This is a genomic window from Kitasatospora sp. NPDC056076, from assembly GCF_042266305.1.
Lineage (GTDB): Bacteria > Actinomycetota > Actinomycetes > Streptomycetales > Streptomycetaceae > Kitasatospora.
Genome location: NZ_JBHJWG010000018.1, coordinates 69,810 through 95,578, shown reverse-complemented (window position 1 = coordinate 95,578; position 25,769 = coordinate 69,810). Strand labels below are relative to the sequence as shown.

Here is a 25,769-nt window from a genome sequence, read left to right as displayed (position 1 = left end):
CGAGTGAGCCGTCCTTGTGATCACCCGTCAGGGATAGGTAACCCTTACCTGACGCGACGGTGCGAGCGCCCGCCGACCCTCTCCACCACCCGCGCGCGTCCGCACCCCCACGCGCACCAAGGAGCAGCCTTGAGCACCGCCCTCACCGGAGCCCCGCCCGTACCGCCGCCCACTGTGCAGCGGGCCGCCTCCGGACCCGACCCGCTGCTGCACCCCGACCCCGCCGTCGCCGCCGAACAGGCGGCCCTGGAAGCCCTGTTGCGCTGCTGGGCCCGGGAGACCGGGGCCCGCCCCGGGCCGGACGGCCGACTGCGGATCGACGTCCTCGGCGGGGCCGCCCGGCTCACCGCCGCCGTCCGGCACTGGTCGCCCGGCGGCTGGCACCGCTTCGGCCCGGCCACCCTCTCGGCCGGGGACGGCGCCCCGGCGGGAGACGGCGCCGCGGCCCCGGTGGACGCCGTCACCGCCGCCGCCCTGCTCGCCGCCGCGGCCGCCGAACGGCCCGACCCCGGACAGGTCGCCGACCTCGCCGCCCGGGTCGCCGACTCGGTGGTGCGCACCGCCGAGATCCTCGCCCACCGCCGCACCGCCGCCGAACCCGGCGGGCCGGAACGCTCCGCCTTCCTCGCCGCCGAACAGGCCCTGCTGCTCGGCCACCCCCTGCACCCCACCCCGAAGAGCCGCGACGGCCTCGGACCGGCCCAGAGCGCCGCCTACTCGCCCGAACTCCACGGCTCCTTCCAGGTCCACTGGTACGCCGTCGACCGCGGCCTGCTCGCGGCCGGCTCCGCCGTCGCCGAGAGCGCCGACCGGATCACCGCCGCCCTCCTCGGCGGCCACGCGACCCTGCCGCCCGGCACCGCCGCCCTGCCGCTGCACCCCTGGCAGGCCCGCGAGCTCGCCCACCGCCCGACCGTCGCCGCGCTGCTCGCCGACGGGCTGCTGCACGACCTCGGCCCGGCCGGCGAACCCTGGTACCCCACCTCCTCGGTGCGCACCGTCTACCGGCCCGGCACCCCGTGGATGCTCAAGCTCTCGCTCGGCCTGCGGATCACCAACTCCCGCCGGGAGAACCTGCGCAAGGAACTCCACCGAGGCCTGGAGGTGCACCGGCTGCTGGAGAGCGGCCTCGCCGCCGAGTGGCGGGCCGCCCACCCCGGCTTCGACATCGTCCGCGACCCCGCCTGGATCGGCGTCGACCACCCCGACCTCGGCGACCCCGGCGGGCTGGACACCGTGCTGCGCGCCCAGCCCTTCGGACCGGCCGAACGCGCCCTCTGCGTCGCCGGGTTCGTCGCCGAACAGCCGCGCGGCACCGGCGCCACCGTGCCGTCCGCCCTCGGCGACACCCTGCGCGCGCTCGCCGCCCGCACCGGCCGCCCGCTGCGCACCGTGGCCGCCGAATGGTTCCTGCGCTACCTGGACGCCGTCGTGCTGCCCGTGCTCTGGCTGGACGGCCACGGCGGCATCGCCCTGGAGGCCCACCAGCAGAACAGCATCGTCCTGCTGGACGCCGAGGGCTGGCCCCGCGGCGGCCGCTACCGCGACAACCAGGGCTACTACTACCGGGAGAGCGCCGCCGAGCGGCTCACCGCCCGGCTGCCCGGACTCGGCGAGCAGAGCGACACCTTCCTGCCGGACGACGTCATCGACCACCACTTCGCCTACTACCTCGGCATCAACCACGTGCTCGGCCTGATCGGCGCCTTCGGCTCCCAGGGCCTCGCCGAGGAGACGGTGCTGCTGGCCGGGCTGCGCCGGTTCCTGGCCGGCCCGCGGGCCGCCGCCACCGGCTCCGCCCTGCCCGCCCTGCTGCTGGACGCGCCCACCCTGCCCTGCAAGGCCAACCTGCTCACCCGGATCAACGGCCTCGACGAACTGGTCGGCCCGGTCGCCACCCAGTCCGTGTACGTGGACATCCCCAACCCGGTGGCGGGCGCCTGATGCCCGACGAGCTGCCCGGGTGGGGCGAAGTCCCCACCCCGGCCGGCCGGTTCCGGCTCCGCCCGGTCCGGCTGCCCGACCACCTGGAGCTGCTCACCGGATGGATGAACGACCCCGAGGTCGACGCCTTCTGGGAGCTCGCCGGGCCGCCCGCCGTCACCGAACGGCACGTCCGGGCCCAACTGGACGGCGACGGACGCAGCCTGCCCTGCCTCGGACTGCTCGACGGCACCCCGATGAGCTACTGGGAGGTCTACCGCGCCGACCTCGACCCGCTCGCCGGGCACTACCCGGCCCGCCCGCACGACACCGGCGTGCACCTGCTGCTCGGCCCGGCCGCCAGCCGCGGCCGCGGCCTCGGCGCCCAGCTGCTGGCCGCCGTCGCCGCCCTCGTGCTGCGCCACCGGCCCGACTGCCAACGGGTGGTGGCCGAACCGGACGTCCGCAACCGGCGCTCGGTCCGGGCCTTCGAACGGGCCGGATTCCGGGCCGCCGCCGAACTCGACCTGCCCGACAAGCGCGCCGCGCTGATGGTGCGCGACCGCGAAGCGCCACTCCCCGCCTAGGACACCCCTGTGGACACCTCGACACCCCACGAACCCCCCTACGACCTGCTCGGCGTCGGCATCGGCCCGTTCAACCTCTCGCTCGCCGCCCTCGCCGAGCCGGTACCCGGGCTGCGCACGCTCTTCTGCGACCAGCGCCCCGAATTCCGCTGGCACCACGGCATGCTGGTGGACGGCGCCCGGATGCAGGTGCCCTTCCTGGCCGACCTCGTCTCACTCGTCGACCCGACCAACCCGTGGTCCTTCCTCAACTACCTGCGCGCCCAGGACCGGCTGTTCCCGTTCTACTTCGCCGAACGCTTCCAGCTGCCCCGCCGCGAGTACGACCACTACTGCCGCTGGGCCGCCGACCGGCTGCCCAACTGCCGCTTCGGCACCGAGGTCACCGCCCTGCACCGGGACGGCCCGCTGTTCCGGGCCGAGCTGACCGACACCGCGACCGGCCGGCGCACCGCCGTACGGGCCCGCAACCTCGCGCTCGGCGTCGGCACCCGGCCGGTGCTCCCCGAGGCCTTCGCCGCCCTGGCCGACCGCCCGCGGGCCTTCCACTCCGCCGAGTACCTGGACCGCCGGGCCGAGCTCGCGGACGCCCGCGACATCACCGTGGTCGGCAGCGGACAGTCCGGCGCCGAGGTCTTCCTCGACCTGCTCCGCCGCCACCAGGACGACGGCGTCCGGCTGCGCTGGCTCACCCGCACCCGGGCGCTCGCCCCCATGGAGTACTCCAAGCTCGGCCTGGAACACTTCACCCCCGACTACACCCGCTACTTCCACGGCCTGCCCGGCCCGGTCCGGGACGCCCTGGTCACCGCCCAGTGGCAGCTGCACAAGGCCGCCAGCGCGGAGACCCTCGCCGAGATCCACGACCACCTCTACGAGCGCACCATCGGCCGCCCGATCGACACCGCCCCGGTCGAGATCACCCCCGGCACCGCCGTCACCGCGGCCCGGCCCGGGCCCTGCGGCGGACTCGAACTGGACTGCCGGCACACCGACTCCGGCGCCGAACACGTGCTGCGCACCGACGCCGTGGTGCTCGCCACCGGCTACCGCGCCGCCCGCCCGGCCGCGCTCGAACCGCTCGCCCACCTGATCGACTGGGACGAGACCGGGCGCTACCGGGTCGACCTCGACCACCGGGTCGCCACCCGGCCCGAGCTCACCGGCGGCCTCTACGTCCAGAACGCCGAACTCCACACCCACGGGGTCGGCGCCCCCGACCTCGGCCTCGGCGCCCACCGGGCCGCCGTCATCCTCAACGCCGTCACCGGCCGGACCGTCCACCGGCTGCCCGACCGCACCGCCTGGACCGGCTTCGCGCCGCCCGGGGCGCCGGCCGCGGCCGGGCCCGTAGGCGCTCCGATCGAGCAGACCCCCGTCGTCCCCCACCCCCAGGAGCTGACCCGTGCCGCAACCGTCGGCCGCTGAACCGCCGCTCTACCTGCCCCCGCACCTCACCGCCGGGCACTGGCAGCGGGCCGGCCGCGCCCTGCTGGCCAAGATGCTCGGCGAGTTCGCCTACGAGGACCTGCTCAAGCCCGTCCCGGGCCCCCTCGACGGCGAGTACCTGCTGAAGCTCCCCGAGGCCGAGTACCGCTTCGCCGCCCGGCGCGGCGCCTACGACAGCTGGCAGGTCGACCCCGGGTCGATCCGCTGCTCCCGCCCGGACGGCCTGGACCCGCTGCGCTTCCTCCCGTACGCCCGGGACGCGCTCGGAATGCGCGGCGACACCACCGCCCACCTGGTCCGCGAGCTGTCCGCCACGCTGACCGCCGACGCCCGCCAGCTCGCCACCGCGCTCACCGCCGCCGAGCTCGCCGACCTCGACCACCCCGCCCTGGAGGGCCGGCAGGGCGGCCACCCGTGGATCGTCCCCAGCAAGGGCCGGATCGGCTTCTCCGGCACCGACGCCGCCCGCTGGGCCCCGGAGGCCCGCAGCCCCCGGCCGCTGCCCTGGATCGCCGTCCACCGCCGGCTCGCCGAGTACCGCGGCGTGCCCGGCCTGGAACGCCCCGAGCAGCTGTACGCCCGCGAACTGGACGACGAGGCCGCCCTGCGCGCCCCGCTCGGCGCCGACGCCGACGACTACCTGCTGCTGCCCGTCCACCCCTGGCAGTGGGACGAGACGGTCCTGCCGCTGTTCGCGCCCTGGATCGCCTCCGGCGAGATCGTCCCGCTGGCCTCGGACGGCGACCCACGGCTGCCCCAGCAGTCCATCCGCTCCTTCTTCAACACCGCCCACCCCGAGCGCTGCACCGTCAAGCTGCCGCTGTCCATCCTCAACACCCTGGTCTGGCGCGGGCTGCCGGTCGAACGCACCCTCGCCGCGCCCGCCGTCACCGCCTGGCTGCACGGGCTGCGCGACGCCGACCCGTACCTGCGGGACGAGTGCCGGGTGATCCTGCTCGGCGAGATCGCCTCCGTCACCGTCGACCACCCGCTCTACCGGGAGATGCCCGACTCCCCGTACCAGTACAAGGAACTGCTCGGCGCGATCTGGCGCGAACCGCTCGGCCCCTTCCTGGCCGGCGACGAGCGCGCCCGCACCCTCGCCGCCCTGCTGCAGAGCGGCTCCGACGGGCGCGCCCTCGCCGTCGAACTGATCGCCCGCTCCGGCCTCACCCCCGCCGGGTGGACCGCCCGGCTGTTCGCCGCGCTGCTGCCGCCGCTGCTGCACTTCCTCTACCGCTACGGACTGGTCTTCTCCCCGCACGGCGAGAACGCCGTCGTGGTCTTCGACGACCGCGGCACCCCGACCCGGCTCGCGGTCAAGGACTTCGTCGACGACGTCAACCTCAGCGACCAGGACCTCCCCGAGCTGCGCGCGCTGCCCCCCGAGGTCGACGAGGTGCTGCTGCGGGAGAACCCCCAGGGGCTGTGCCAGTTCATCCACTCCGGGCTGTTCATCGGCGTCTTCCGCTACCTCGCCCCGCTGCTGGAGGCGCAGGCCGGCCTCGCCGAGACCGAGTTCTGGGGCCTGCTGCGCGCGGAGATCCACCGCTACCAGGCCCGCTTCCCCGAGCTGCGCGAGCGCTTCGACCTGTTCGACCTGTTCCGGCCCCGGATCGACCGGCTCTGCCTCAACCGCAACCGGCTGCTCATGGACGGCTACCAGGACCGCCCGCACCGCCCGCACGCCGTCCGGCACGGCACCGTGCCGAACGCCCTGGTCGGCGTGGAGGTGCGGCCGCCCGGCCCCCGCCCCGGACAACGGGACCGGATTGTCACCCCCGCCCCGTAGGGTGGAAGGGTCATGACGAACGACTCCGAATCCCACGACTCCGAATCCCAGCGGGCGACGGACCTCGGCGACGCGGCCGAGGAAGCCGTCGCCGTCCCGCGCTCGCGGATTCCCGAGCTCCTGCACGCCGCGGTCGAGGCCGTCGGCGGTGTGGAGCGCCCCGGCCAGATGCGGATGGCCGAGGCCGTCGCCGACGCCGTCGACCACTCCGAGCACCTGCTCGTCCAGGCCGGCACCGGCACCGGCAAGTCCCTCGCCTACCTGGTGCCGGCCCTCGCCCACGGCGACCGGGTGGTGGTCGCCACCGCCACCCTGGCCCTGCAACGCCAGCTGGTGGAACGGGACTTGCCGCGCACGGTCGAGGCGCTGCACCCGGTGCTGCGCCGCCGCCCGCTGTACGCGATGCTCAAGGGCCGCTCCAACTACCTGTGCCTGCACCGGGCCAACGAGGGCACCCCGAGCGAGGAGGGCGAGGGCCTGTTCGACCCGGTCGACGCGCTCGGCGGCCCCACCGGCAAGCTCGGCCAGGACGTGCTCCGGCTGCGCGACTGGGCCGACGAGACCGAGACCGGCGACCGGGACGACATGAGCCCCGGCGTCTCGGACAAGGCCTGGGCGCAGCTCTCCGTCACCTCCAAGGAGTGCCTGGGCGCGACCCGCTGCGCGTACGGGCAGGAGTGCTTCGCGGAGAAGGCCCGGGAGCGGGCCAAGCTCGCGGACGTCGTGGTCACCAACCACGCGATGCTCGCGATCGACGCGATCGAGGGCGCGCCGGTGCTGCCCGAGCACGGGCTGCTGATCGTCGACGAGGCGCACGAGCTGGTCAACCGGGTCACCGGCGCGGCCACCGCCGAGCTGACCGTCGGCGCCGTCAACCGGGCGGTCAAGCGGGCCGCCCGGCTGGCCAACGAGAAGGCCGTGGACGCGCTGCAGGCCGCCGCCGAGAACTACCACGGCCTGATGGAGACCGCCCAGCCCGGCCGGGTCGAGGAACTGCCCGAGTACCTGGCCTACGCCGTCACCGCGATCCGGGACGCCTCCCGGCAGGTGATCACCTCGCTCGGCGAGACCCGGGACAAGGGCCTCAGCGACGAGGACGCCGTCCGCAAGCAGGCGATGGCCTCGGCCGAGACCCTGCACGAGACCGCCGACCGGCTGCTGGAGGGCTCCGAGTACGACGTGGTCTGGATCGAGCGCAGCGACCGCTACGGGCTGGGCACCGCCTCGCTGCGGGTCGCGCCGCTGAGCGTGTCCGGCCTGCTGCGCGAGGGCCTGTACAAGGAGCGCTCGGTCGTCCTGACCTCGGCGACCCTCAAGCTCGGCGGGGACTTCAACGGCGTGGCCGGCTCGCTCGGCCTGCCCAAGGAGACCAGGCTGCCGGACCGGCGCACGCCCGGTGACAACCCGGAGGCCGGCTCCGGCTTCGGCGAGGACGCCGTCCCGCACTGGCGGGGCATCGACGTCGGCTCGCCGTTCAAGTACCCCAAGCAGGGCATCCTGTACGTGGCCAAGCACCTCGCGGACCCCGGGCGGGACCCCGAACGGCCCGACATGTTGGACGAGTTGGCCGAGCTGGTCGAAGCGGCCGGCGGGCGCACCCTGGGCCTGTTCTCCTCGATGCGCGGCGCCCAGGCCGCCGCCGAGGCGATGCGGGAGCGGCTCGACCACCGGATCCTGCTCCAGGGGGAGGACACCCTCGGCGAGTTGATCCGCGAGTTCGCCTCGGACGCCACCACCTGCCTGTTCGGCACCCTCTCGCTCTGGCAGGGCGTGGACGTGCCCGGCTCGGCCTGCCAGCTGGTCGTGATGGACCGGATCCCCTTCCCCCGGCCGGACGACCCGCTGATGAGCGCCCGCCAGAAGGACGTCGAACAGCACGGCGGGAACGGCTTCATGGCGGTCGCGGCGACCCACGCGGCGCTGCTGATGGCACAGGGCGCGGGCCGGCTGGTGCGCGCGGCGGAGGACCGGGGCGTGGTCGCGGTGCTCGACCCGCGGGTGGAGACCAAGCGGTACGGGGGTTTCTTCCGGTCCTCGATGCCGGAGTTCTGGTACACCACGGACCGCAACCAGGTGCGGCGCTCGCTGGCGGCGATCGACGCCTCGGCGGCGCCGGTGCGGCCGGTGGTGAAGCGGGGCTGAGCGGCCCCGGCGCGTGGCGCAGGACGGACGGAGGGGCTCCCCGCTGACGCGGTGGAGCCCCTTCCCGTCGTCGTGCCGGCCGCTCGCGGTGGCGGCCGGGTGCCGCCGTCAGAGGCGGCGCAGGACCGCGACCACCTTGCCCAGGATGGTGGCGTTGTCGCCGTTGATCGGCTCGTAGGCCGGGTTGTGCGGCATCAGCCAGATCCGGCCGTCCTCGCGCTTGAGCCGCTTGACGGTGGCCTCGCCGTCGATCATGGCGGCCACGATGTCGCCGTTCTCGGCGACCGGCTGGCGGCGCACCGTGACCCAGTCGCCGTCGCAGATGGCCGCCTCGATCATCGAGTCGCCGCGCACGGTGAGGGCGAACAGCTCGCCCTCGCCGACCAGCTGGCGGGGCAGCGGGAAGACGTCCTCGACCGTCTGCTCGGCCAGGATCGGACCACCGGCCGCGATCCGGCCGACCAGCGGCACGTAGGAGGTGGAGGGCCGCCCGGCCGTCTCGGCGGTGTTGGGGCGGGCCACCTCGACGCCGCGGACCTCGTAGGCGCGCGGGCGGTGCGGGTCGCGGCGCAGGAAGCCCTTGCGCTCCAGGGCCATCAGCTGGTGGGCGACCGAGGAGGTGCTGGACAGGCCGACGGCCTGGCCGATCTCGCGCATGGACGGCGGGTAGCCGCGGCGCTGGACGGAGTCGCGGATGACCTCGATCACCCGGCGCTGGCGCTCGGTGAGCCCGGCCTCGTCGGTGCGGATGCCGGGGGGGCGGCCGGGCATCGAGCGGGCCGGGGAGGGATGGGTGTCGTCCATGGTGGGGGAGTGCTCGATCGGCTGGTCGGGGACGCGGCCCGTGGTGGAAACGGCCGGGCCGGAGAGGCGGTGGTCTTCGCTGCGGTCCATGCTGATGTCCACGCTCTGCTGATTCGTGGTGCGCTGCCCCACCTTGAACTGGGAGTGTTCCTGCACCGGGATGGTGTTGGTTTCGACGGTGTTCACGGCGGCCCCTCTCGACGGCTGTCCTCTCCCCTTTTCCAACCCAACGCGCCTCCTATCGAAAGGTTGCGCCAAACACACGTTCGAGTGAATTATTCGGGAGTTGACTGACTCGATCAAGGCTTTGTTGTACATCGAGTAAATGTTCGACCGGATGTCGACTCCGGAAGTCTAATCGGCGCCGACACGCCAGGGGTGTCACCTCCCCCCGAGACCTAGATGTAGTGGCTAGAGTCCTCTCCGTGCCCAGTACTAGTGGTCGCGCCGCATGATCAGCTTGCCGAAGGCGGGGGCGCATCGCATAGACTCAACCGGTCCGCACGTCCTGCCAGGGAGGGATCCCCAGGTGCACTGCCCCTTCTGCCGGCACTCCGACAGCCGCGTCGTCGACAGTCGGACCACCGAGGACGGCAGCTGCATTCGCCGTCGTCGACAGTGCCCGGACTGCGGTCGCCGTTTCACCACCGTGGAGACGGCCGCGCTGATGGTCATCAAGCGCAGTGGCGTCACCGAGCCGTTCTCCCGGCAGAAGGTCATCACCGGAGTCCGCAAGGCCTGCCAGGGCCGCCCGGTCACCGAGGACGCCCTCGCCCAGCTCGGCCAGCGGGTCGAGGAGTGCGTGCGGGCCAGCGGCAGCGCCGAGCTGACCACCCACGACGTCGGGCTGGCCATACTCGGCCCGCTGCGGGACCTCGACGTGGTCGCCTACCTGCGCTTCGCCAGCGTGTACCAGGCGTACGACGGACTCGAGGACTTCGAGGCCGCCATCGCGGAGATCCGCGCCGAGCGGCCCGCCCCCGAGGCGGACGGCACCTGCGTGCCCGTTCCCGCCGCCGCGCCCTAGGAGGCGCGCCGGGCCCCACGCGGGCCCGCCCAGGAGCCACCACCATGCGGCCCCCGTGGGCCGGTAGCACCACACCGGCCCCGCGTGGGCCCACGCGTGCCCGAAAACGGGGCACAGAACACTACAAACCGTGCGTGAGCGGACGGGGTCCCGTCTGCCCGCACACCGGAAGAACGAACCAGCGGTGCCCGGATTTTTCGGGGCACTTCGGGCGTTTGCCCAGGAGGAGGAGCGAGAAGTGACAGACACCACGAGCGGTTCCGCACGCGGGTCGAAGTCCGAGAAGGCCGTGACCAAGGGTGCCAAGGCCCCGAAGGGCGGTCTCCGGATCGAGCGCATCCACACCACCCCTGGCGTGCACCCGTACGACGAGGTCAGCTGGGAGCGGCGCGACGTCGTCATGACCAACTGGCGTGACGGCTCTATCAACTTCGAGCAGCGCGGCGTCGAGTTCCCCGACTTCTGGTCGGTCAACGCCGTCAACATCGTCACGTCCAAGTACTTCCGCGGCGCCGTCGGCACCCCCCAGCGCGAGTGGAGCCTCAAGCAGATCATCGACCGCGTGGTGCTCACCTACCGCGCGGCCGGCGAGAAGCACGGCTACTTCGCCACCAAGGACGACGCCGAGACCTTCGAGCACGAGCTGACCCACGCCCTCCTCCACCAGGTGTTCAGCTTCAACTCGCCGGTCTGGTTCAACGTCGGCACCAAGCAGCCCCAGCAGGTCAGCGCCTGCTTCATCCTGTCCGTCGACGACTCCATGGAGTCGATCCTCGACTGGTACAAGGAAGAGGGCATGATCTTCAAGGGCGGCTCCGGCGCCGGCCTCAACCTCTCCCGGATCCGCTCCTCCAAGGAGCTGCTCTCCTCCGGCGGCAACGCCTCCGGCCCGGTCTCCTTCATGCGCGGCGCCGACGCCTCCGCCGGCACCATCAAGTCCGGCGGCGCCACCCGGCGCGCGGCCAAGATGGTCGTGCTGGACGTCGACCACCCGGACGTCGAGGCCTTCATCGAGACCAAGGTGAAGGAGGAGGAGAAGATCCGCGCCCTGCGCGACGCGGGCTTCGACATGGACCTCGGCGGCGACGACATCACGTCCGTCCAGTACCAGAACGCCAACAACTCGGTCCGCGTCAACGACGAATTCATGACCGCCGTCGAGAACGGCACCGAATTCGGCCTGCGCGCCCGGATGACCGGCGAGGTCATCGAGACCGTCGACGCCAAGAAGCTGTTCCGCAAGATGGCCGAGGCCGCCTGGGCCTGCGCCGACCCCGGCATCCAGTACGACTCCACCATCAACCAGTGGCACACCTGCCCCGAGTCCGGACGCATCAACGCCTCCAACCCGTGCTCGGAGTACATGCACCTGGACAACTCCAGCTGCAACCTGGCCTCGCTGAACCTGATGAAGTTCCTGCGCGACGACGACTCGTTCGACGCGGAGCGGTTCGCCAAGGTCGTCGAGCTGGTCATCACCGCGATGGACATCTCCATCTGCTTCGCCGACTTCCCCACCGAGAAGATCGGCGAGACCACCCGCGCCTACCGCCAGCTCGGCATCGGCTACGCCAACCTCGGCGCCCTGCTGATGGCCACCGGCCACGCCTACGACAGCGACGGCGGCCGCGCCCTGGCCGGCGCCATCACCTCGCTGATGACCGGCACCGCCTACCGCCGCGGCGCCGAACTCGCCGGCGTCGTCGGCCCGTACGACGGCTACGCCCGCAACGCCACCGCCCACCAGCGGGTCATGAAGCAGCACGCCGACGCCTCCCTGGACGCCGTGTCCTTCGACGACCTGGACGCCCCGGTCTGGCTCCGGGCCAACAAGTCCTGGCAGGACGTGCTGCGCATCGGCGCGCAGAACGGCTTCCGCAACGCCCAGGCCTCGGTCCTCGCCCCGACCGGCACCATCGGCCTGATGATGGACTGCGACACCACCGGCGTCGAGCCCGACCTCGCCCTGGTCAAGTTCAAGAAGCTCGTCGGCGGCGGCTCGATGCAGATCGTCAACGGCACCGTCCCGCGCGCCCTCAAGCGCCTCGGCTACCAGGACGAGCAGATCGAGGCGGTCGTCGCCCACATCGCCGAGCACGGCAACGTGGTGGACGCGCCGGGCCTCAAGACCGAGCACTACGAGGTGTTCGACTGCGCGATGGGCGAGCGCTCCATCTCCCCGATGGGCCACGTGCGGATGATGTCGGCGATCCAGCCGTGGATCTCCGGCGCCATCTCCAAGACCGTGAACATGCCCGCCACGGCGACCGTCGAGGACGTCGAGGAGATCTACTTCGAGGCGTGGAAGATGGGCGTCAAGGCGCTCGCCATCTACCGCGAAAACTCGAAGGTCGGCCAGCCGCTCTCGGCCAAGAAGAAGGACTCCGAGACCGAGGCCAAGGCGGAGGAGGCCCCCGCCCCCGCCGCCGTGGTCGAGAAGGTCGTCGAGTACCGCCCCGTCCGCAAGCGCCTGCCCAAGGGCCGCCCGGGCATCACCACCTCCTTCACGGTCGGTGGCGCCGAGGGCTACATGACCGCCAACTCCTACCCGGACGACGGCCTCGGCGAGGTCTTCCTGAAGATGTCCAAGCAGGGTTCGACCCTCGCGGGCATGATGGACGCCTTCTCCATCGCCGTCTCGGTCGGCCTCCAGTACGGCGTGCCGCTGGAGACCTACGTCTCGAAGTTCACCAACATGCGCTTCGAGCCGGCCGGCCTGACCGACGACCCGGACGTGCGGATGGCCCAGTCGATCGTCGACTACATCTTCCGCCGCCTGGCGCTGGACTTCCTGCCGTTCGAGACCCGCTCGGCGCTGGGGATCCACTCCGTCGAGGAGCGCACCCGCCACCTGGAGACCGGCTCCTACGAGCCGCTGGAGGCCGAGGAGCTCGACACCGAGTCCCTCGCCCAGTCCGCCCCGGTCGCCGCGGCCAAGCCGGCCCCGGCCCCCGCCCCGGCCGTCGAGGCGCCCAAGGCGGCCCCGAAGCAGGCCCACAACTCCACGGAGCTGATGGAGATCCAGCTCGGCCTCAACGCCGACGCGCCGCTCTGCTTCTCCTGCGGCACCAAGATGCGCCGCGCCGGCAGCTGCTACCTCTGCGAGGGCTGCGGCTCCACCAGCGGCTGCAGCTGACCGCAGCGCTGACCCCGGTTTCACCCGATGAGGTGAAAACCTGAGGCGGGGCGAGGACTTCAACGTCCTCGCCCCGCCTTTTTTGTCGGTGGGCGTTGCTTGGCTGCGCGTATGACGACAGGAGAGACGACCGGGGGCAGGAGGCGGTCGCCGCGGCGGCCACCGGCGGCGATGATCACCCCGGAGACCCCGATCTGGTGTCCGGCGTGCCGTGCGCACCACCCGGCCGCCGAGTTCCCGAAGAACGTGAGCAAGCCGAGCGGCCTGCAGGGCGAATGCCGGCGTGCCGTCCGGGAGAGGGCGGCGGCACCGCGGGCCCGGGAGGCCGTGAACCGGGCCAGACGCGAGAAGTGGAAGCGGCCGGAGGTGCGCGCGGCCGCGCTGGAGCGGCAGCGCGGCCGCCGGGAGCGGCTCGGAGCGGGGCACGACCTCGGGCGGTCGAGGGCCAGGCTGCAGGCGGTGGTGACCGAGTGGAAGGCCGGCGGGTGCGTCGACTGCGGCTATGCGGATGTGCGCGCGCTCGATCCGGACCACATCGACCCGGAGCAGAAGGCGGGAACGATATCCAGGCTGGTGCAACTGTGCATCGCCAAGGAGCGATTGCTGTCCGAGTTGGCCAAGTGCGAGGTCCGGTGCGCCCGCTGTCACCGGGCGCGGACGATGCGGCAACGGCCGCGGGCGGGCGGCCCTCTGCCGCCGTCCTGGGCGCGGGTCGTCGAGTTCCAGGCGCGGAACGACCGGCTCAAACTGGCGCGGGGCTGCGCGGACTGCGGCTGGAGCGAGTGGGCACGGGGGCTCGACTGGGATCACGTGCGCGGCGTGAAGGCCGCGAACGTCGCCCAGCTGATCGTTGAGCGACGGCCGTGGTCCGAGGTCGCCGCGGAGATCGCCAAGTGCGAAGTCGTGTGCGCGAACTGCCATCGGATCCGAACAGCGGACAGGCGGGCTCGGACGCCTCGGGTCGCCGCCCGGGGCGCCGATGTCACGGATGGGGGTGGTGGTCGGTCGTAGGGGGTGTACGGGTGCGCGGGTGCTCGGCGTTCGGTGAGAGGAGTGGTGCGGTGACGGGGACGGTGCTGGTGACCGGGGCGACGGGGACGTTGGGGCGGGAGGTGGTGCGGCTGCTGGTGGCGCGCGGGGTGGCGGTGCGGGGGTTGAGCCGTCGGGCGCGGGCGGCGGGTGACGGGGTCGAGTGGGTGGTCGGGGACCTGGTGGGCGGGGCCGGGATCGCGGCGGCCGTGGCCGGGGTGGAGACGGTGCTGGACTGCGCGACCACTCAGGGGCGGAAGGACGTGGCGGGGGTCGGGCGGCTGGTGGCGGAGGCCCGGCGGGCCGGGGTGCGGCACCTGGTGTACGTGTCGATCGTGGGGATCGACCGGGTGCCGCTCGGGTACTACCGGGCGAAACTCGACTGCGAGCGGGTGGTGCGGGAGTCGGGGCTGGGGTGGACGGTGCTGCGGGCGACGCAGTTCCACGACCTGCTGTTCAAGGCCTTCGACCTGAGCGCGCGGCTGCCGGTGTTCCCGGTGGTGAGCGGTGCCGAGGTGCAGCCGGTGGACGTCCGGGAGGTGGCGGAGCGGCTGGTGGAGCTGGTGGGGCGGGAGCCGGCCGGGTTCGCGCCGGAGGTGGGCGGGCCGCGGGTGCGGTCGTACCGGGAGCTGGCGGAGGCGTACCTGCGGGCGGCGGGTCGGCGGCGGCCGGTGCTGCCGCTGCGGGTGCCGGGGGCGGTGGGGCGGGCCCTGCGGGCGGGTGGGCTGACGACGCCGGAGCGGGCGGTGGGGCGGGGGACCTTCGAGGAGGCGTTGGCGCGGCGGTTCGGCTGAGCCGCCGGCCCGCCGCTCGGCCGGCCCGCCGCGCAGTTGTCAACCAGGGTTGACATTCCCGAGGGTGTCAACCAGAGTTGACGTCATGAGCGAGAGCGGAGAGCTCGCGGCCGCCGCGAGCAGTCGTGACCCCGCCGTGGGGCTCCGGGCGGTCCGCGCCCTGCGTGATCTGGCGGACCGTCTGGAGGCCCTCCAGGTGGGCAACGCCCGGTCGCAGGGCTGGTCCTGGCAGGACATCGCGGTCTGCCTCGGGGTGACCAGGCAGGCGGTCCACAAGAAGCACGCACGACGGGGGCCCGGCAAGGGCGAGGACGGAGGCTGAGCGATGTTCGAACGGTTCACCCAGGAGGCCCGGAGGGTCGTGGTCGTCGCCCAGGAGGAGGCGAGGCAGCTGCGGGACGACCGGGTCGGGACGGAGCACCTCCTGCTGGGGGTCCTGGAGCAGTCGCAGGATCCGGCGGCGTCCGTCCTGATCGGGGCCGGCCTGGACCAGGAGGCCGCGCGGCGGGCGGTGCGGCGCCTGCGGGGGAAGGGGGACCGGCAGGTCCTGGCCACGATCGGGGTCGACCTGGACGCGGTGCGGGAGGCGGTCGAGGCGGCCTTCGGGGAGGGGGCGCTGGACGCCCCGCCGGAGGAGGGGCGCAAGCGCTGGGGCCGGTTCCGCTCCGGTGGCTCGACGGCCGGGCACATCCGGTTCTCGACCCCGGCGAAGAAGGCGCTGGAGCTCTCCCTGCGGGAGTCGCTGCGCCTGGGGTCGAAGGAGATCGGGGTGGGCCACCTGCTGCTCGGGGTGCTCCGCGAGGGGGAGGGGCTCGGGGTGCTGGTGGTCGCCGACCACGGGCTGGACACGGCCGCCGTGCGGCAGGCGGTGGAGGCGGAACTGGCCTGAGCGGCGGTGCCGGGAAGGGGTGGAAGGTGTCGCCGTGCGGTGTACTCGGCGTGAATGAAGGAGATTGACCGTCAACTAGCGGGTTGAGGCCAATGTCTGAATCGATATGATCGGCCGAAAGCGTGAACCGATCAGCCGCCCGGAGGCGTTTCGCGACGCCACCGGGCGGTCTGGTATGTGCCCGACCAGCTGTCGGCGGCCGCAACCGTCGCCGACCCGCCGCCCGCGCCGCCGCCCGCCGACGTTGCCGAGGACCGCCCCGATGAGAGAAGCCACCAGCCCCGACGGTCGGCCGCGCCGCCGCTCCGCGCCGCGCACCGTCGCCCTGACCGCGGCCGCCGTGCTGCTGGCGCTGGTCGCCGCGCCGGTCGGCGTCAGCCGGGCCCTGGGCGCGCACCAACCGCTCACCGCGCTCGCGGTGGCCGCCGTGGCGGTGCTCTGGCTGATCGTGGTCGGCCTGGCCGCGAGCGGCGCCGAGCGCGCCCGCCGGCTGACCGACGACCTGGCCGTCCAGCACGGGGAGACCCGGGCCGCGCTGGTCGCCGCCGGCACCGCCCGGCAGGCCGAGACGGCCGCCCAGGACCGGGCCGCCGCCGCGTTCGCCGAACGGGACGCCGCCCGCGCCGAGCACGCCCGGGTCGAGGCGGACCTCACCGCCGCGCACGCCGAACTGGCCCGGCTGGGGGCCCGGCTGGAGGCCGAGCGCGCCGCGGCCGGGGCGGAGCGGGAGCGGGCCGCCGACGAGCGGGCCGAACTGGAGCGGATCCCCGAGGGCGTCCTGCCCGAGGTGGTGGAGAAGCTGCGCGGGGGCGCGTCCGTGGACAGTGCGCTGGCCGCCCACCGTAAGCACCCCCAGTACGCGCTGCTGCGCGCGGTCGGCGAGGAGGTCGGCCGCGGCGAGCGGCTGCGGGCCGCCGCGCTCGCGGTCTGCGCGACCGCCGCCGGCCGGGTCCAGGCGCTGGCCACGAGCATGCACGCCGAACTGCGCGAGATGCAGCACCGGCACGACGAGGAGGTCCTCGGCGACCTGCTGCGGCTGGACCACTCGACCGCCCAGGCGGGCCGGATGGCGGACAGCATCGCGGTGCTCACCGGCGCCCGCTCCGGCCGCCGCTGGGCCAAGCCGATCGCGGTGGAGTCGGTACTGCGCGGTGCGCTCGGCCGGATCGGTGCCTACCAGCGGGTGCGGCTGCACAACGCCAGCACCGCCGCGGTGGCCGGCTTCGCGGCCGAAGGCGTGATGCACGCGCTGGCCGAACTGCTGGACAACGCCACCAACTTCTCCGCTCCGCCGGCCGAGGTGCACGTCTACGTCGAGGAGGTGCCGGCCGGTCTGGCGGTGACCGTCGAGGACAGCGGGCTGGGCCTGAGCGACAGTTGGCTGCGCCGGGCCGAACGGGCGGTCTCCGCCGAGCCGCTGGACCTCGCCACGCTGTCCGCCGGTACCCGGCTGGGCCTCGCGGTGGTCGGCGTGCTGGCGCGCAAGCACGGGCTGCAGATCTCCTTCCGGCCGTCGGCCCGCGGCGGTACCGGGGTGGTGATGCTGATCCCGCAGCAGGTGGTCACCCACCTGGTTCCGGCGCCCGCCCCGGTGGCCGCGCCCGTGACGGCGTCCGCGCCGGTCGTGGAGTCCGTGCGCCCGGCGCTCACCCCCGCCCGCCCGGCGCCCGCCTCGCTGCCGCTCGCCTCGGCCCCGACCGCCTCGAACCCGACTGCCTCGACCCCGCCCGCCGTGGCCGTCCCGGTACCTGTCGTCCCGGCACCTGCTGTCCCGGCCCACGCCGTCGCAGCACACGCCGTCCCGGCGGCTGCCGCCCCCGCCCAGACCCCGTCCGGGCCGACCCGGATGACCGACAGCGGCCTGCCGCAGCGCCGCCGCGGCCAGACGATGGCCACCACCACCCCGGCGGCGGCCCCGGCCGCGAAGCCCGTACGGACCGACGCGGTGCGCGCCGCCGCCCGGTTCGGGGCCTTCCGCCGGGCCGCCCAGCCGGCGCTGCCCGCCCCTGGGGCGGCGCCGACCGCGGACACCGACACCGAGACCACGCCCGACGCTTCCCCCGTCACCGAGAAGGACTCCTGATGAGCAGCGCCACCGACCGCGACCTCGACTGGCTGTTGGAAAACCTGCTGGCGGCCACCCCCGGCAGCCGGCACGCCCTGGTGCTGTCCGCCGACGGCCTCAAGCTCTGCCACACCGCCGGGCTGAGCGCCGACCAGGCCGACCAGCTGTCGGCGATCGCCTCCGGACTGCAGAGCCTGGCGCACGGCGCCTCGATCGAGTTCGGGGACGGCAGCGGCGGCGTGCGGCAGTCGATGACCGAGTTCCACGGCGGCATCCTGTGCATCGTGGCGGCCGGTGAGGGCGCGCACCTCGCGGTGGTCACGGACGACGAGGCGGACGTGGGCGTGGTCGGCCACAACATGCACGGCCTGATCGAGCAGATCGGCGTCCACCTCAGCGCGCCCGCCCGGGAGGCGGACGCGGAACCCGGCGCGGACGCCGCGGGCGAGAGCGCCGGGATATGAACGCCGGGCCCGTGCTGCCGGGTCGGGACGACGACCCGGACCGCCTCTACACCATCACCGGGGGCCGCAGCCGCGCCCCTTCGGTCGCCTTCGACCTGGTCACCCTGATCGTCGCGGAGCGGCAGCCGGCGCCGGGGATGCAGTCGGAGCACGTCCGGATCCTGCGGATGTGCGAGGCCCCGACCGCCGTGGTGGAGGTGGCGGCGGAGCTGCAGCTGCCGGTCTCGGTGGTGAAGATCCTGCTCGGCGACCTGCTGGAGGCCGGGGCGGTCACCGCCCGGCACCCCAGGTTCGCGCCGAACAAGGCCCGGCTGCCCGATCTCGACACGTTGAAGCAGGTGCTGCATGGCCTCCAACGGCTCTGACCTCCAGGACCTCCAGGATGTCCGGCCCGTGGGGCGCACTCCGCTGCGGGCGACCGCCGACAACGCGTTGAAGATCGTCGTGGTCGGCGGGTTCGGGGTGGGCAAGACCACGTTGGTCGGCTCGGTCAGCGAGATCCGCCCGCTGAACACCGAGGAGGTGATGACCCGGGCGGGGGAGGGCATCGACCCGGCGGGCAGCTGGGGCAAGCGCTCCACCACCGTCGCCTTCGACTTCGGCCGGATCACCCTGTCGGAGCGCCAGGTGCTGTACCTGTTCGGCGCGCCCGGGCAGGAGCGCTTCTGGTTCCTCTGGGACCGGCTGTTCAGCGGTGCGCTGGGGGCGGTCGTGCTGGTGGACACCCGGCGGCTGGAGGACTCCTGGTACGCGATCGACCGGCTGGAGCACCACGGCACGCCGTTCGTCGTGGCCCGCAACAACTTCGGCGAGCCCGGCCACACCCTGGAGCAGGTCCGGGAGGCGCTGGACCTGCCGCCGGAGGTTCCGCTGGTGGACTGCGACGCCCGTGACCGGGAGTCCGGCAAGCAGGTGCTGATCGAGCTGGTCCACCACCTGGCCGCCCTCGCCGGGGCGGACGCGGCCGCGCTGGCCGGACCCGGAGCACCCGACGCGATCTACGAGGAGAGCACCCCGTGACCGAGCCCGCCGTCACCCCGCCCCCGGGCTGCCCGGCGCACGCCGGCGCCACGCCGCTGTACGGGCCGCGCTTCCAGACCGACCCGGCCCAGCTCTACCGCGAGCTGCGCGCCGCGCACGGCCCGGTCGCCCCGGTCGAGCTGGCCGGCGGCGTGCCCGCGTGGCTGGTCATCGGCTACCGGGAGCTCCAGCAGGTCACCGGCCAGCCGCAGTTGTTCGGCCGGGACTCCAGCCGCTGGCACGCGTGGCGGACGCTGCCCGCGGACTGGCCGTTGAAGCCGATGATGGCCCCGGTGCCGTCGATCCTGTACGCGGAGGGCGAGGAGCACGTCCGGCGCTCCCGGGCGGTCACCGACGCGCTGGCCGGGATCGACCCGTACGAGCTGCGCAAGCACGCCGAGGAGATCGCCGACGGGCTGATCGACGAGTTCGCCGGGCGCGGCGAGGCCGACCTGGTCGCCGAGTACGCGCACCGGATGCCGCTGCTGGTGCTGTGCCGGGTCCTCGGCCTGGACGAGGAGCAGGCGCCGCAGCTGATCGCGGCGCTGCTGGCCATGCTGGACGGCGGTGCGGACGCCCCGGCCGGCGCCCAGCGGCTGCTGGAGCTGATGCTCGCGCTGGTGGAGGAGAAGTCCGAGCACCCGGGGGCCGACGTGGCCTCGCGGATGCTGGAGCACCCGGCGGGGCTGACCCACGACGAGGTGATGCGCGACCTGCGGGTGCTGCTGATCGCCGGTCACCAGCCCAGTTCGTACTGGATCTCCAACACCTTGCGGCTGATGCTCACCGACGAGCGTTTCGCGGCCTCGCTGGCCGGTGGCCGGCGCAGCATCAGCCAGGCCCTCAACGAGGCGCTCTGGGAGGACACCCCGACCCAGATCTTCGCCGGCCGCTGGGCGGTGCGGGACACCCAGCTCGGCGGCCAGCGGATCGCCGAGGGCGACATGCTGCTGCTGGGTTTCGCCGGGGCCAACGCGGATCCGTCGGTGCGCCGGCCCGACGGCCGTCCGGCCGAGGGGAACCGGGCGCACATGAGCTACTCGTACGGCGAGCACGGCTGCCCGTTCCCGGCCCAGGAGGCGGCCGAGGTGATCGCCACCACCGCGATCGAGGTGCTGCTGGACCGGCTGCCGGACCTGCGGCTGGCGGTGGCCGAGCACGCCCTGGTGTGGCGGCCCTCGGCCTGGGTGCGCGGACTGGTCGCGCTGCCGGTCTCGTTCAGCCCGGGGTACTAGGTTCCGTCCGACATGCCGAGGGCCCGTCTTCCGACTCCCGCCCGCGGGGCGTTCGAGGACGGGTCCCGGCGAGGCCTTGCGGATCTTGGTCGGGCGGGTCAGGATCCACAGGACGTGCACAACCGTTCGAAGAACCTTTACGTCAAGGAGAGTTGCCGCCGATGACCGCTGCCCCGGCCCCGGCCCCGATCGCCCTCGACCCGTTGGCCCGCGACAACGCCGCCGAGGGTGCCCTGCTGCGGGCCGCCGGTCCGGCGGTGCCGGTCGTGCTGCCCGGCGGGGTCGCCGCCTGGGCGGTGACCCGGCACGCGGCCGCGCGCGACCTGCTGACCGACGCCCGGTTGGTCAAGGACGCCCGGCACTGGGCGGCCTACCAGCGCGGTGAGGTGCCGAAGACCTGGCCGCTGATCGGCCTGGCGGTGCCGGGCCCGAGCATGGTGACCACGGACGGTGCCGAGCACCGCCGGCTGCGGGCGCTGGTCGCCCAGGCCTTCACCCCGCGCCGGGTCGAGCTGATGCGCCCGCGGGTGGAGGAGATCACCCACGCGCTGCTGGACGCCCTGGCGGCCGGGGAGCCGCTGGTCGACCTCAAGTCGGCCTTCGCCTTCCCGCTGCCGATGACGGTGATCTGCTCGCTGCTGGGCGTCCCGGAGTCGGACCACGGCCTGCTGCGCGACCTGTACGAGCGGTTCTTCGGGGTCAAGCCCGACCCGGAGGGCATCCAGGCGACCGTCGCCGGGCTGAACGCCTTCGTCAACGGCCTGGTGGCGCAGCGCCGTTCGGCGCCGGGCGAGGACCTGGCGAGCGTGCTGCTGGCGGCGGACACCGAGGGCGGGGCGCTCACCGACGCGGAGGCGGCGGCCACCCTGCGAGTGATCATCGCGGCCGGCCACGAGACCACCGTCAACCTGATCGGCAACGCGGTGCGGGCGCTGCTGGCGCACCCGGACCAGCTGGCGCTGGTGCGCGCGGGCGAGGTCTCCTGGGACGCGGTGGTCGAGGAGTCGCTCCGCTGGACCCCGCCGACCAGCAACTTCCTGTTCCGCTTCGCCGCCGAGCCGATCGAGGTCGGCGAGCTGGTGATCCCGGCGGGCGACCCGGTGCTGGTCTCGTACAACGCGATCGGCCGGGACCCGTTGCAGCACGGGGTGACGGCGGAGCTGTTCGACATCACCCGGGACCCGACCCGGCACCTGTCCTTCGGCCACGGTCCGCACGTCTGCCCCGGCTCGCCGCTGGCCCGGCTGGAGGCGGCGGTCGCGCTGCCGGCGCTCTTCGAGCGCTTCCCCGGGCTGGCGCCGGCGGTGCCGGACGGCGAGCTGCGGCCGAGCCCGTCGCTGGTGGTGAACAGCCTGCGGGAGCTGCCCGTCCGGCTCTGGTGACCGGCCCGACCGTCCCGACCGGCCTGGCCGAAGCGTGTTGACAGTACATCAGATGAGCGGCCCCGTGCGGATTCCGGGCGGGGCCGCGGGCGTTCGCCGGTTTCGGACGTGATGATCGGGGCACCGGTGTGGGGAAGGTCGACCATGGACCTTGGCGGCGGCGGAAGGCTGCGTTAACGTCGTCGAATCGGTTCGGCCGCCCGCTCGCCCAGCGATCCCTGCACGCCCATCTCCGGTACAGCGCAATGTCGTTCAGCCCACCCGAGGCAGCATGCCCTGGCGAGGAGGACCGCATTGACCTTCAACCCGACCGCGCCGTCCGCGAGTTCGCGCCGTCGACCGCTGGCCGTATCCGCCCTGCTGGCGGCGCTGGCCCTGACCGCGGCCTGCTCGAACAGCTCCGGCGGTTCGGGCGGCGGCGACGGGGCGGCCCGGACGCTGACCGGTGACTGCGCCAAGTACCAGCCGTACGCCGGGCATTCGGGCACCACGGTGACGATGTTCGCCTCGATCCTCAGCCCGGAGTCGGACAACCTGGAGAAGTCCTGGGCCGAGTTCAGCTCGTGCACCGGGATCAAGATCAGCTACGAGGGGTCCAACGACTTCGAGTCCCAGCTGCCGGTCCGGGTGGCCGGCGGCAACGCCCCGGACTTCGCGATCATCCCCCAGCCGGGCCTGCTGGCGCAGATGGTGAAGAGCGGCAAGGTGGTCAAGCCGCCCGCTGAGACCGTCGCCAACCAGGGCAAGTGGAGCCCGGTCTGGAAGACCTACGGCTCGGTCGACGGCACCTTCTACGCGGCGCCGATGAGCGCCAACATGAAGTCCCTGGTCTGGTACTCGCCGAAGACCTTCAAGGCGGCCGGCTACGAGGTGCCGAAGACCTGGGCGGACCTCATGGCGCTCAGCGACCGGATCGCCAAGGCGGGCGGTCCCAAGCCCTGGTGCGGGGGCATCGCCTCCGGCACGGCCACCGGCTGGCCGGCCACCGACTGGCTGGAGGAGGTGGTGCTGGGCACGTACGGCGGTGAGGTGTACGACCAGTGGGTCGGCCACCAGGTGAAGTTCTCCGACGAGAAGATCGCCACGGCGATGCGGACGGTCGCCGACTGGATGCAGAACCCGGCCTGGGTCAACGGCGGCTACGGCGGCGTCAAGTCGATCGCCACCACCACGTTCCAGGACGCGGGCGCGCCGATCCTCACCGGCAAGTGCGCGATGCTCCAGCAGGCCTCCTTCTACGAGGCGCAGTGGCCCAAGGGCACCAAGGTCGCCCCGGACGGCGACGTCTTCGCCTTCCACCTGCCCGCCGTCAACCCGTCGATCGCCAACCCGGTCGAGGGCGGCGGCGAGTTCCTGGCCGCCTTCTCCAGCAAGCCCGAGGCGCAGGCGGTGCAGAACTACCTGTCCAGTGCGGACTGGGCGAGCAGCCGGGTGAGGACCGCGACCGGCTGGGTCTCGGCCAACCAGGGCGTGGACAAGAGCCTCTACACCGACCCGATCGACAAGCTCTCCGCGGAGGCGCTGACCGACCCGAGCGCCACCTTCCGCTTCGACGCCTCCGACATGATGCCGGCGGCCATCGGCTCCGGGCAGGAGTGGACGTCGCTGACCGCCTGGTTCGCCGAGGGGCAGTCGATCCAGAAGGTCGCCGCCGACATCGACGCCGCCTGGCCGAAGTAGCCGCCCGCGCGGCCGCCGACCGAGCAGCTGACGGAACAGCTGACTGAGCAGCTGGCAGGGCAGCCGACCGAGCGGCCGCCGGAGCAGCCCGCCCGGCCGGCGTCCGGGACCACCCGCCGAGGGCGGTGCGGGGCCACCCACCCGCACCGCCCGCCCCTCCTCTCTCACCTGCTCCCCTGACCTGCTCCCCGACCCTGCTTCCCGACCCGCTTCCCCTTCCCGCTGGACGAACCGAAGGGACGTGCAGCCATGCCCGTAACCGGCTCCCCGCCGGCCGCCGGCTCCCTGGCCGTCGGCGCCTGGGGCGACGCGGCGATCAAGTTCGGCAACAGCTTCGGCGCGATCGCGGGCTTCCTCGGCGTCCTGCTGGTGGTCTTCCTGGTCGCCGGGCGCGCCCGGGGCCGGCTGGCCCGCCCGCTGGCCGTCCTGGTCCTCCTCGGCCCGGCGGTGCTGCTGCTGGCGGTCGGCCTGGTGGTGCCGCTGATCCGCACGGTCTACCTGAGCCTGCACGGCCCGGACGGCAGCACCTTCGTCGGCGGTGAGAACTTCGGCTGGGCGTTCACCACCGAATCGGTGCGGAAGGTGCTGCTCAACACCCTGTTGTGGCTGGTGGTCGCGCCGCTGGTGGCGACCGGTCTGGGCCTGGTGCTGGCCCTGCTGGTGGACCGGATGCGCGGCCAGTCGGTCTACAAGTCGCTGATCTTCATGCCGATGGCGATCTCACTGGTGGGCGCCTCGATCATCTTCAAGTTCGTCTACGAGGCGCGCGGCAAGGACCAGCCGCAGATCGGCCTGCTCAGCCAGCTCGCCCACGCGGTGGGCTGGTCGGACCCGCCGAACTGGCTGCTCAGCCAGCCGCTGAACACCTTCCTGCTGATGGCGGTGATGGTCTGGGTGCAGACCGGCTTCGCGATGGTGGTGCTCTCGGCGGCGATCAAGGCGATCCCGGACGAGGTGGTGGAGGCGGCCCGGCTCGACGGTGCGACCGGGGTGAGGCTGTTCTGGCACGTCACCGTGCCGATGATCCGCACCACGGTGATGGTCGTCCTGACCACGGTCATGATCATCACCTTGAAGGCCTTCGACATCGTCCGCACCATGACCGGCGGCAACTTCGGCACCCAGGTGCTGGCCAACGAGATGTACACGCAGTCCTTCGCGCAGTTCGACGACGGGCGGGGCGGCGCCCTCGCGGTCCTGCTGTTCCTCGCGGTGCTGCCGCTGGTGGCCTACAACATCGTCCAGCTGCGGAGGGAGCGTGAGGTGCGGTGAGCATTCCTGAGGCGAAAGCCGTCAGCCGCCGTCCGGCCGGGGGGAGCCCCGTGCGGAAGGCTTTCAGCAGCCCCCTGGCCTCGCTGTTCGTGATCGCCGTGACGGTGCTCTGGACGGTCCCGACCCTCGGCCTGCTGGTGACCTCGCTGCGCCCCAAGCAGGACGTGACGAAGGACGGCTGGTGGAACGCCCTGCTCCACCCGGACTTCGGCCTCGGCAACTACCACACGGTGCTGTTCGAGGGCGGCTCCGGCGGCTCCACCGGCCTGCTGCCCTTCCTGGTGAACTCGCTGGCGATCAGCATCCCGGCCACCTTCTTCCCGCTGGTGCTCGCGGCGATGGCGGCGTACGCGCTGGCGTGGGTGCGGTTCCGGGGGAGCGACGCGGTGTTCTTCACGGTGTTCGCGCTCCAGGTGGTGCCGCTCCAGATGGCGCTGATCCCGCTGCTGCGGCTGTTCTCCGGCGGTGCGCACCTGGGGGCGCTGACGCTGATACCGGCGGTGGACCTCAAGGGCAGCTACGCGCCGGTCTGGCTGGCGCACACCATGTTCGCGATGCCGCTGGCGGTGTTCCTGCTGCACAACTTCATCGCCCAGCTGCCGCGCGACCTGATGGAGGCGGCGGTGGTGGACGGCGCCTCGCACTTCAAGATCTTCCGTTCGATCGTGCTGCCACTGTGCGCCCCGGCGCTGGCCTCGTTCGCGATCTTCCAGTTCCTCTGGGTCTGGAACGACCTGCTGGTCGCGCTCACCTTCGCCGGCGGCACACCGGAGGTGGCGCCGATGACGGTCCGGCTGGCACAGCTGTCCGGGTCGCTGGGCGGGCGTTGGGAGCTGCTCACGGCGGGGGCGTTCCTGTCGATCATCGTGCCGCTGATCGTCTTCTTCGCCCTCCAGCGGTACTTCGTCCGCGGACTGCTGGCGGGTTCGGTCAAGGGGTAGGGCGGACGGCCCGGCTCGGGTCCGGCTCGGGTCCGGCTTGGACCCGGCTTCGGCTCCGGCTGTGGCGGGCGCCGGGGTGGCGGCCTCCGGGCTCTTCTGAACGCGTTCAGAACCAACTTTTGAACTTGTTCAGAATCG

Annotated in this window: 21 protein-coding genes; 20 read left to right on the top strand and 1 reads right to left on the bottom strand. The window is 73.2% G+C overall.

Features of this window, described 5'->3' with window-relative positions:
• Positions 1 to 33: 33 nt before the first annotated feature.
• From ACFC1T_RS17475 to ACFC1T_RS17455, 5 genes are read left to right on the top strand one after another with little or no spacing between them, the layout of a single operon-like run.
• Positions 34 to 1,944 (top strand): IucA/IucC family protein, encoded by a 1,911-nt coding sequence (locus tag ACFC1T_RS17475; protein ID WP_375889465.1) that lies wholly within the window; start codon positions 34 to 36, stop codon positions 1,942 to 1,944.
• Positions 1,836 to 2,510, top strand: a complete 675-nt coding sequence (locus ACFC1T_RS17470) for a GNAT family N-acetyltransferase (RefSeq protein WP_375889462.1) — start codon at positions 1,836 to 1,838, stop codon at positions 2,508 to 2,510. Before ACFC1T_RS17475 ends, ACFC1T_RS17470 begins: the two co-directional genes overlap by 109 nt.
• 9 nt (positions 2,511 to 2,519) lie before the next feature.
• Complete coding sequence (locus tag ACFC1T_RS17465; protein WP_375889357.1) at positions 2,520 to 3,938, top strand: lysine N(6)-hydroxylase/L-ornithine N(5)-oxygenase family protein; 1,419 nt, start codon at positions 2,520 to 2,522, stop codon at positions 3,936 to 3,938.
• Positions 3,916 to 5,751, top strand: a complete 1,836-nt coding sequence (locus ACFC1T_RS17460) for an IucA/IucC family protein (RefSeq protein ID WP_375889355.1) — start codon at positions 3,916 to 3,918, stop codon at positions 5,749 to 5,751. Before ACFC1T_RS17465 ends, ACFC1T_RS17460 begins: the two co-directional genes overlap by 23 nt.
• A 12-nt stretch (positions 5,752 to 5,763) precedes the next feature.
• Entirely contained in the window at positions 5,764 to 7,893 is a 2,130-nt protein-coding gene (locus ACFC1T_RS17455) for an ATP-dependent DNA helicase (RefSeq protein WP_375889353.1), read from the top strand.
• Between the two features lie 108 nt (positions 7,894 to 8,001).
• Here ACFC1T_RS17455 and lexA read toward each other — a convergent pair whose 3' ends face one another.
• A complete protein-coding gene (gene lexA / locus ACFC1T_RS17450) occupies positions 8,002 to 8,697 on the bottom strand; it encodes a transcriptional repressor LexA (RefSeq protein WP_350507843.1) in 696 nt (231 codons plus the stop codon).
• Between the two features lie 529 nt (positions 8,698 to 9,226).
• Between lexA and nrdR the strand changes: the two genes are divergently transcribed.
• From nrdR to ACFC1T_RS17375, 15 genes are all read left to right on the top strand, one after another.
• Positions 9,227 to 9,724 carry a transcriptional regulator NrdR gene (gene nrdR / locus ACFC1T_RS17445; protein ID WP_360237507.1) on the top strand — a complete coding sequence of 166 codons (498 nt, stop codon included), beginning with the start codon at positions 9,227 to 9,229 and terminating at the stop codon, positions 9,722 to 9,724.
• A 238-nt stretch (positions 9,725 to 9,962) separates the two neighbouring features.
• Complete coding sequence (locus tag ACFC1T_RS17440) at positions 9,963 to 12,860, top strand: vitamin B12-dependent ribonucleotide reductase (RefSeq protein ID WP_375889350.1); 2,898 nt, start codon at positions 9,963 to 9,965, stop codon at positions 12,858 to 12,860.
• A 171-nt stretch (positions 12,861 to 13,031) separates the two neighbouring features.
• On the top strand, positions 13,032 to 13,871 hold the full coding sequence (locus ACFC1T_RS17435) for a hypothetical protein (RefSeq protein ID WP_375889347.1): 840 nt from the start codon (positions 13,032 to 13,034) through the stop codon (positions 13,869 to 13,871).
• Between the two features lie 50 nt (positions 13,872 to 13,921).
• Positions 13,922 to 14,683, top strand: coding sequence for an SDR family oxidoreductase (locus tag ACFC1T_RS17430; protein WP_375889346.1), 762 nt, complete (start codon positions 13,922 to 13,924; stop codon positions 14,681 to 14,683).
• An 85-nt stretch (positions 14,684 to 14,768) separates the two neighbouring features.
• Positions 14,769 to 15,005 carry an RNA polymerase subunit sigma-70 gene (locus ACFC1T_RS17425; RefSeq protein WP_350513675.1) on the top strand — a complete coding sequence of 79 codons (237 nt, stop codon included), beginning with the start codon at positions 14,769 to 14,771 and terminating at the stop codon, positions 15,003 to 15,005.
• A 3-nt stretch (positions 15,006 to 15,008) separates the two neighbouring features.
• The gene (locus ACFC1T_RS17420; protein ID WP_375889344.1) at positions 15,009 to 15,572 is read left to right on the top strand and encodes a Clp protease N-terminal domain-containing protein; all 564 of its coding nucleotides are present in this window, start codon (positions 15,009 to 15,011) and stop codon (positions 15,570 to 15,572) included.
• A gap of 262 nt (positions 15,573 to 15,834) precedes the next feature.
• Entirely contained in the window at positions 15,835 to 17,655 is a 1,821-nt protein-coding gene (locus ACFC1T_RS17415) for a sensor histidine kinase (RefSeq protein WP_375889343.1), read from the top strand.
• Positions 17,655 to 18,101 (top strand): roadblock/LC7 domain-containing protein, encoded by a 447-nt coding sequence (locus tag ACFC1T_RS17410; RefSeq protein WP_375889342.1) that lies wholly within the window; start codon positions 17,655 to 17,657, stop codon positions 18,099 to 18,101. Before ACFC1T_RS17415 ends, ACFC1T_RS17410 begins: the two co-directional genes overlap by 1 nt.
• Positions 18,098 to 18,466 carry a DUF742 domain-containing protein gene (locus ACFC1T_RS17405; protein WP_375889341.1) on the top strand — a complete coding sequence of 123 codons (369 nt, stop codon included), beginning with the start codon at positions 18,098 to 18,100 and terminating at the stop codon, positions 18,464 to 18,466. Before ACFC1T_RS17410 ends, ACFC1T_RS17405 begins: the two co-directional genes overlap by 4 nt.
• Positions 18,447 to 19,121 carry an ATP/GTP-binding protein gene (locus ACFC1T_RS17400; protein ID WP_375889339.1) on the top strand — a complete coding sequence of 225 codons (675 nt, stop codon included), beginning with the start codon at positions 18,447 to 18,449 and terminating at the stop codon, positions 19,119 to 19,121. The genes ACFC1T_RS17405 and ACFC1T_RS17400 overlap by 20 nt, the downstream gene beginning before the upstream one ends.
• A complete protein-coding gene (locus ACFC1T_RS17395; protein WP_375889338.1) occupies positions 19,118 to 20,356 on the top strand; it encodes a cytochrome P450 in 1,239 nt (412 codons plus the stop codon). The genes ACFC1T_RS17400 and ACFC1T_RS17395 overlap by 4 nt, the downstream gene beginning before the upstream one ends.
• Before the next feature lie 161 nt (positions 20,357 to 20,517).
• Positions 20,518 to 21,738, top strand: a complete 1,221-nt coding sequence (locus tag ACFC1T_RS17390; RefSeq protein ID WP_375889336.1) for a cytochrome P450 — start codon at positions 20,518 to 20,520, stop codon at positions 21,736 to 21,738.
• A 294-nt stretch (positions 21,739 to 22,032) separates the two neighbouring features.
• On the top strand, positions 22,033 to 23,418 hold the full coding sequence (locus tag ACFC1T_RS17385) for an ABC transporter substrate-binding protein (RefSeq protein WP_375889335.1): 1,386 nt from the start codon (positions 22,033 to 22,035) through the stop codon (positions 23,416 to 23,418).
• A gap of 249 nt (positions 23,419 to 23,667) precedes the next feature.
• A complete protein-coding gene (locus ACFC1T_RS17380; RefSeq protein ID WP_375889334.1) occupies positions 23,668 to 24,690 on the top strand; it encodes a carbohydrate ABC transporter permease in 1,023 nt (340 codons plus the stop codon).
• Between the two features lie 50 nt (positions 24,691 to 24,740).
• Entirely contained in the window at positions 24,741 to 25,631 is an 891-nt protein-coding gene (locus ACFC1T_RS17375) for a carbohydrate ABC transporter permease (protein ID WP_375889333.1), read from the top strand.
• The last annotated feature ends 138 nt before the right edge of the window (positions 25,632 to 25,769 follow it).

Excerpts from the sequence above, each read along its gene's own strand:
- ACFC1T_RS17455 (WP_375889353.1), top strand. The coding sequence starts at position 5,764 with ATGACGAACGACTCCGAATCCCACGACTCCGAATCCCAGCGGGCGACG.
- lexA (WP_350507843.1), bottom strand. The coding sequence starts at position 8,697 with ATGGACGACACCCATCCCTCCCCGGCCCGCTCGATGCCCGGCCGCCCC.
- ACFC1T_RS17435 (WP_375889347.1), top strand. The coding sequence starts at position 13,032 with ATGATCACCCCGGAGACCCCGATCTGGTGTCCGGCGTGCCGTGCGCAC.
- ACFC1T_RS17425 (WP_350513675.1), top strand. The coding sequence starts at position 14,769 with ATGAGCGAGAGCGGAGAGCTCGCGGCCGCCGCGAGCAGTCGTGACCCC.
- ACFC1T_RS17420 (WP_375889344.1), top strand. The coding sequence starts at position 15,009 with ATGTTCGAACGGTTCACCCAGGAGGCCCGGAGGGTCGTGGTCGTCGCC.
- ACFC1T_RS17415 (WP_375889343.1), top strand. The coding sequence starts at position 15,835 with ATGAGAGAAGCCACCAGCCCCGACGGTCGGCCGCGCCGCCGCTCCGCG.
- ACFC1T_RS17410 (WP_375889342.1), top strand. The coding sequence starts at position 17,655 with ATGAGCAGCGCCACCGACCGCGACCTCGACTGGCTGTTGGAAAACCTG.
- ACFC1T_RS17405 (WP_375889341.1), top strand. The coding sequence starts at position 18,098 with ATGAACGCCGGGCCCGTGCTGCCGGGTCGGGACGACGACCCGGACCGC.
- ACFC1T_RS17400 (WP_375889339.1), top strand. The coding sequence starts at position 18,447 with ATGGCCTCCAACGGCTCTGACCTCCAGGACCTCCAGGATGTCCGGCCC.
- ACFC1T_RS17390 (WP_375889336.1), top strand. The coding sequence starts at position 20,518 with ATGACCGCTGCCCCGGCCCCGGCCCCGATCGCCCTCGACCCGTTGGCC.
- ACFC1T_RS17380 (WP_375889334.1), top strand. The coding sequence starts at position 23,668 with ATGCCCGTAACCGGCTCCCCGCCGGCCGCCGGCTCCCTGGCCGTCGGC.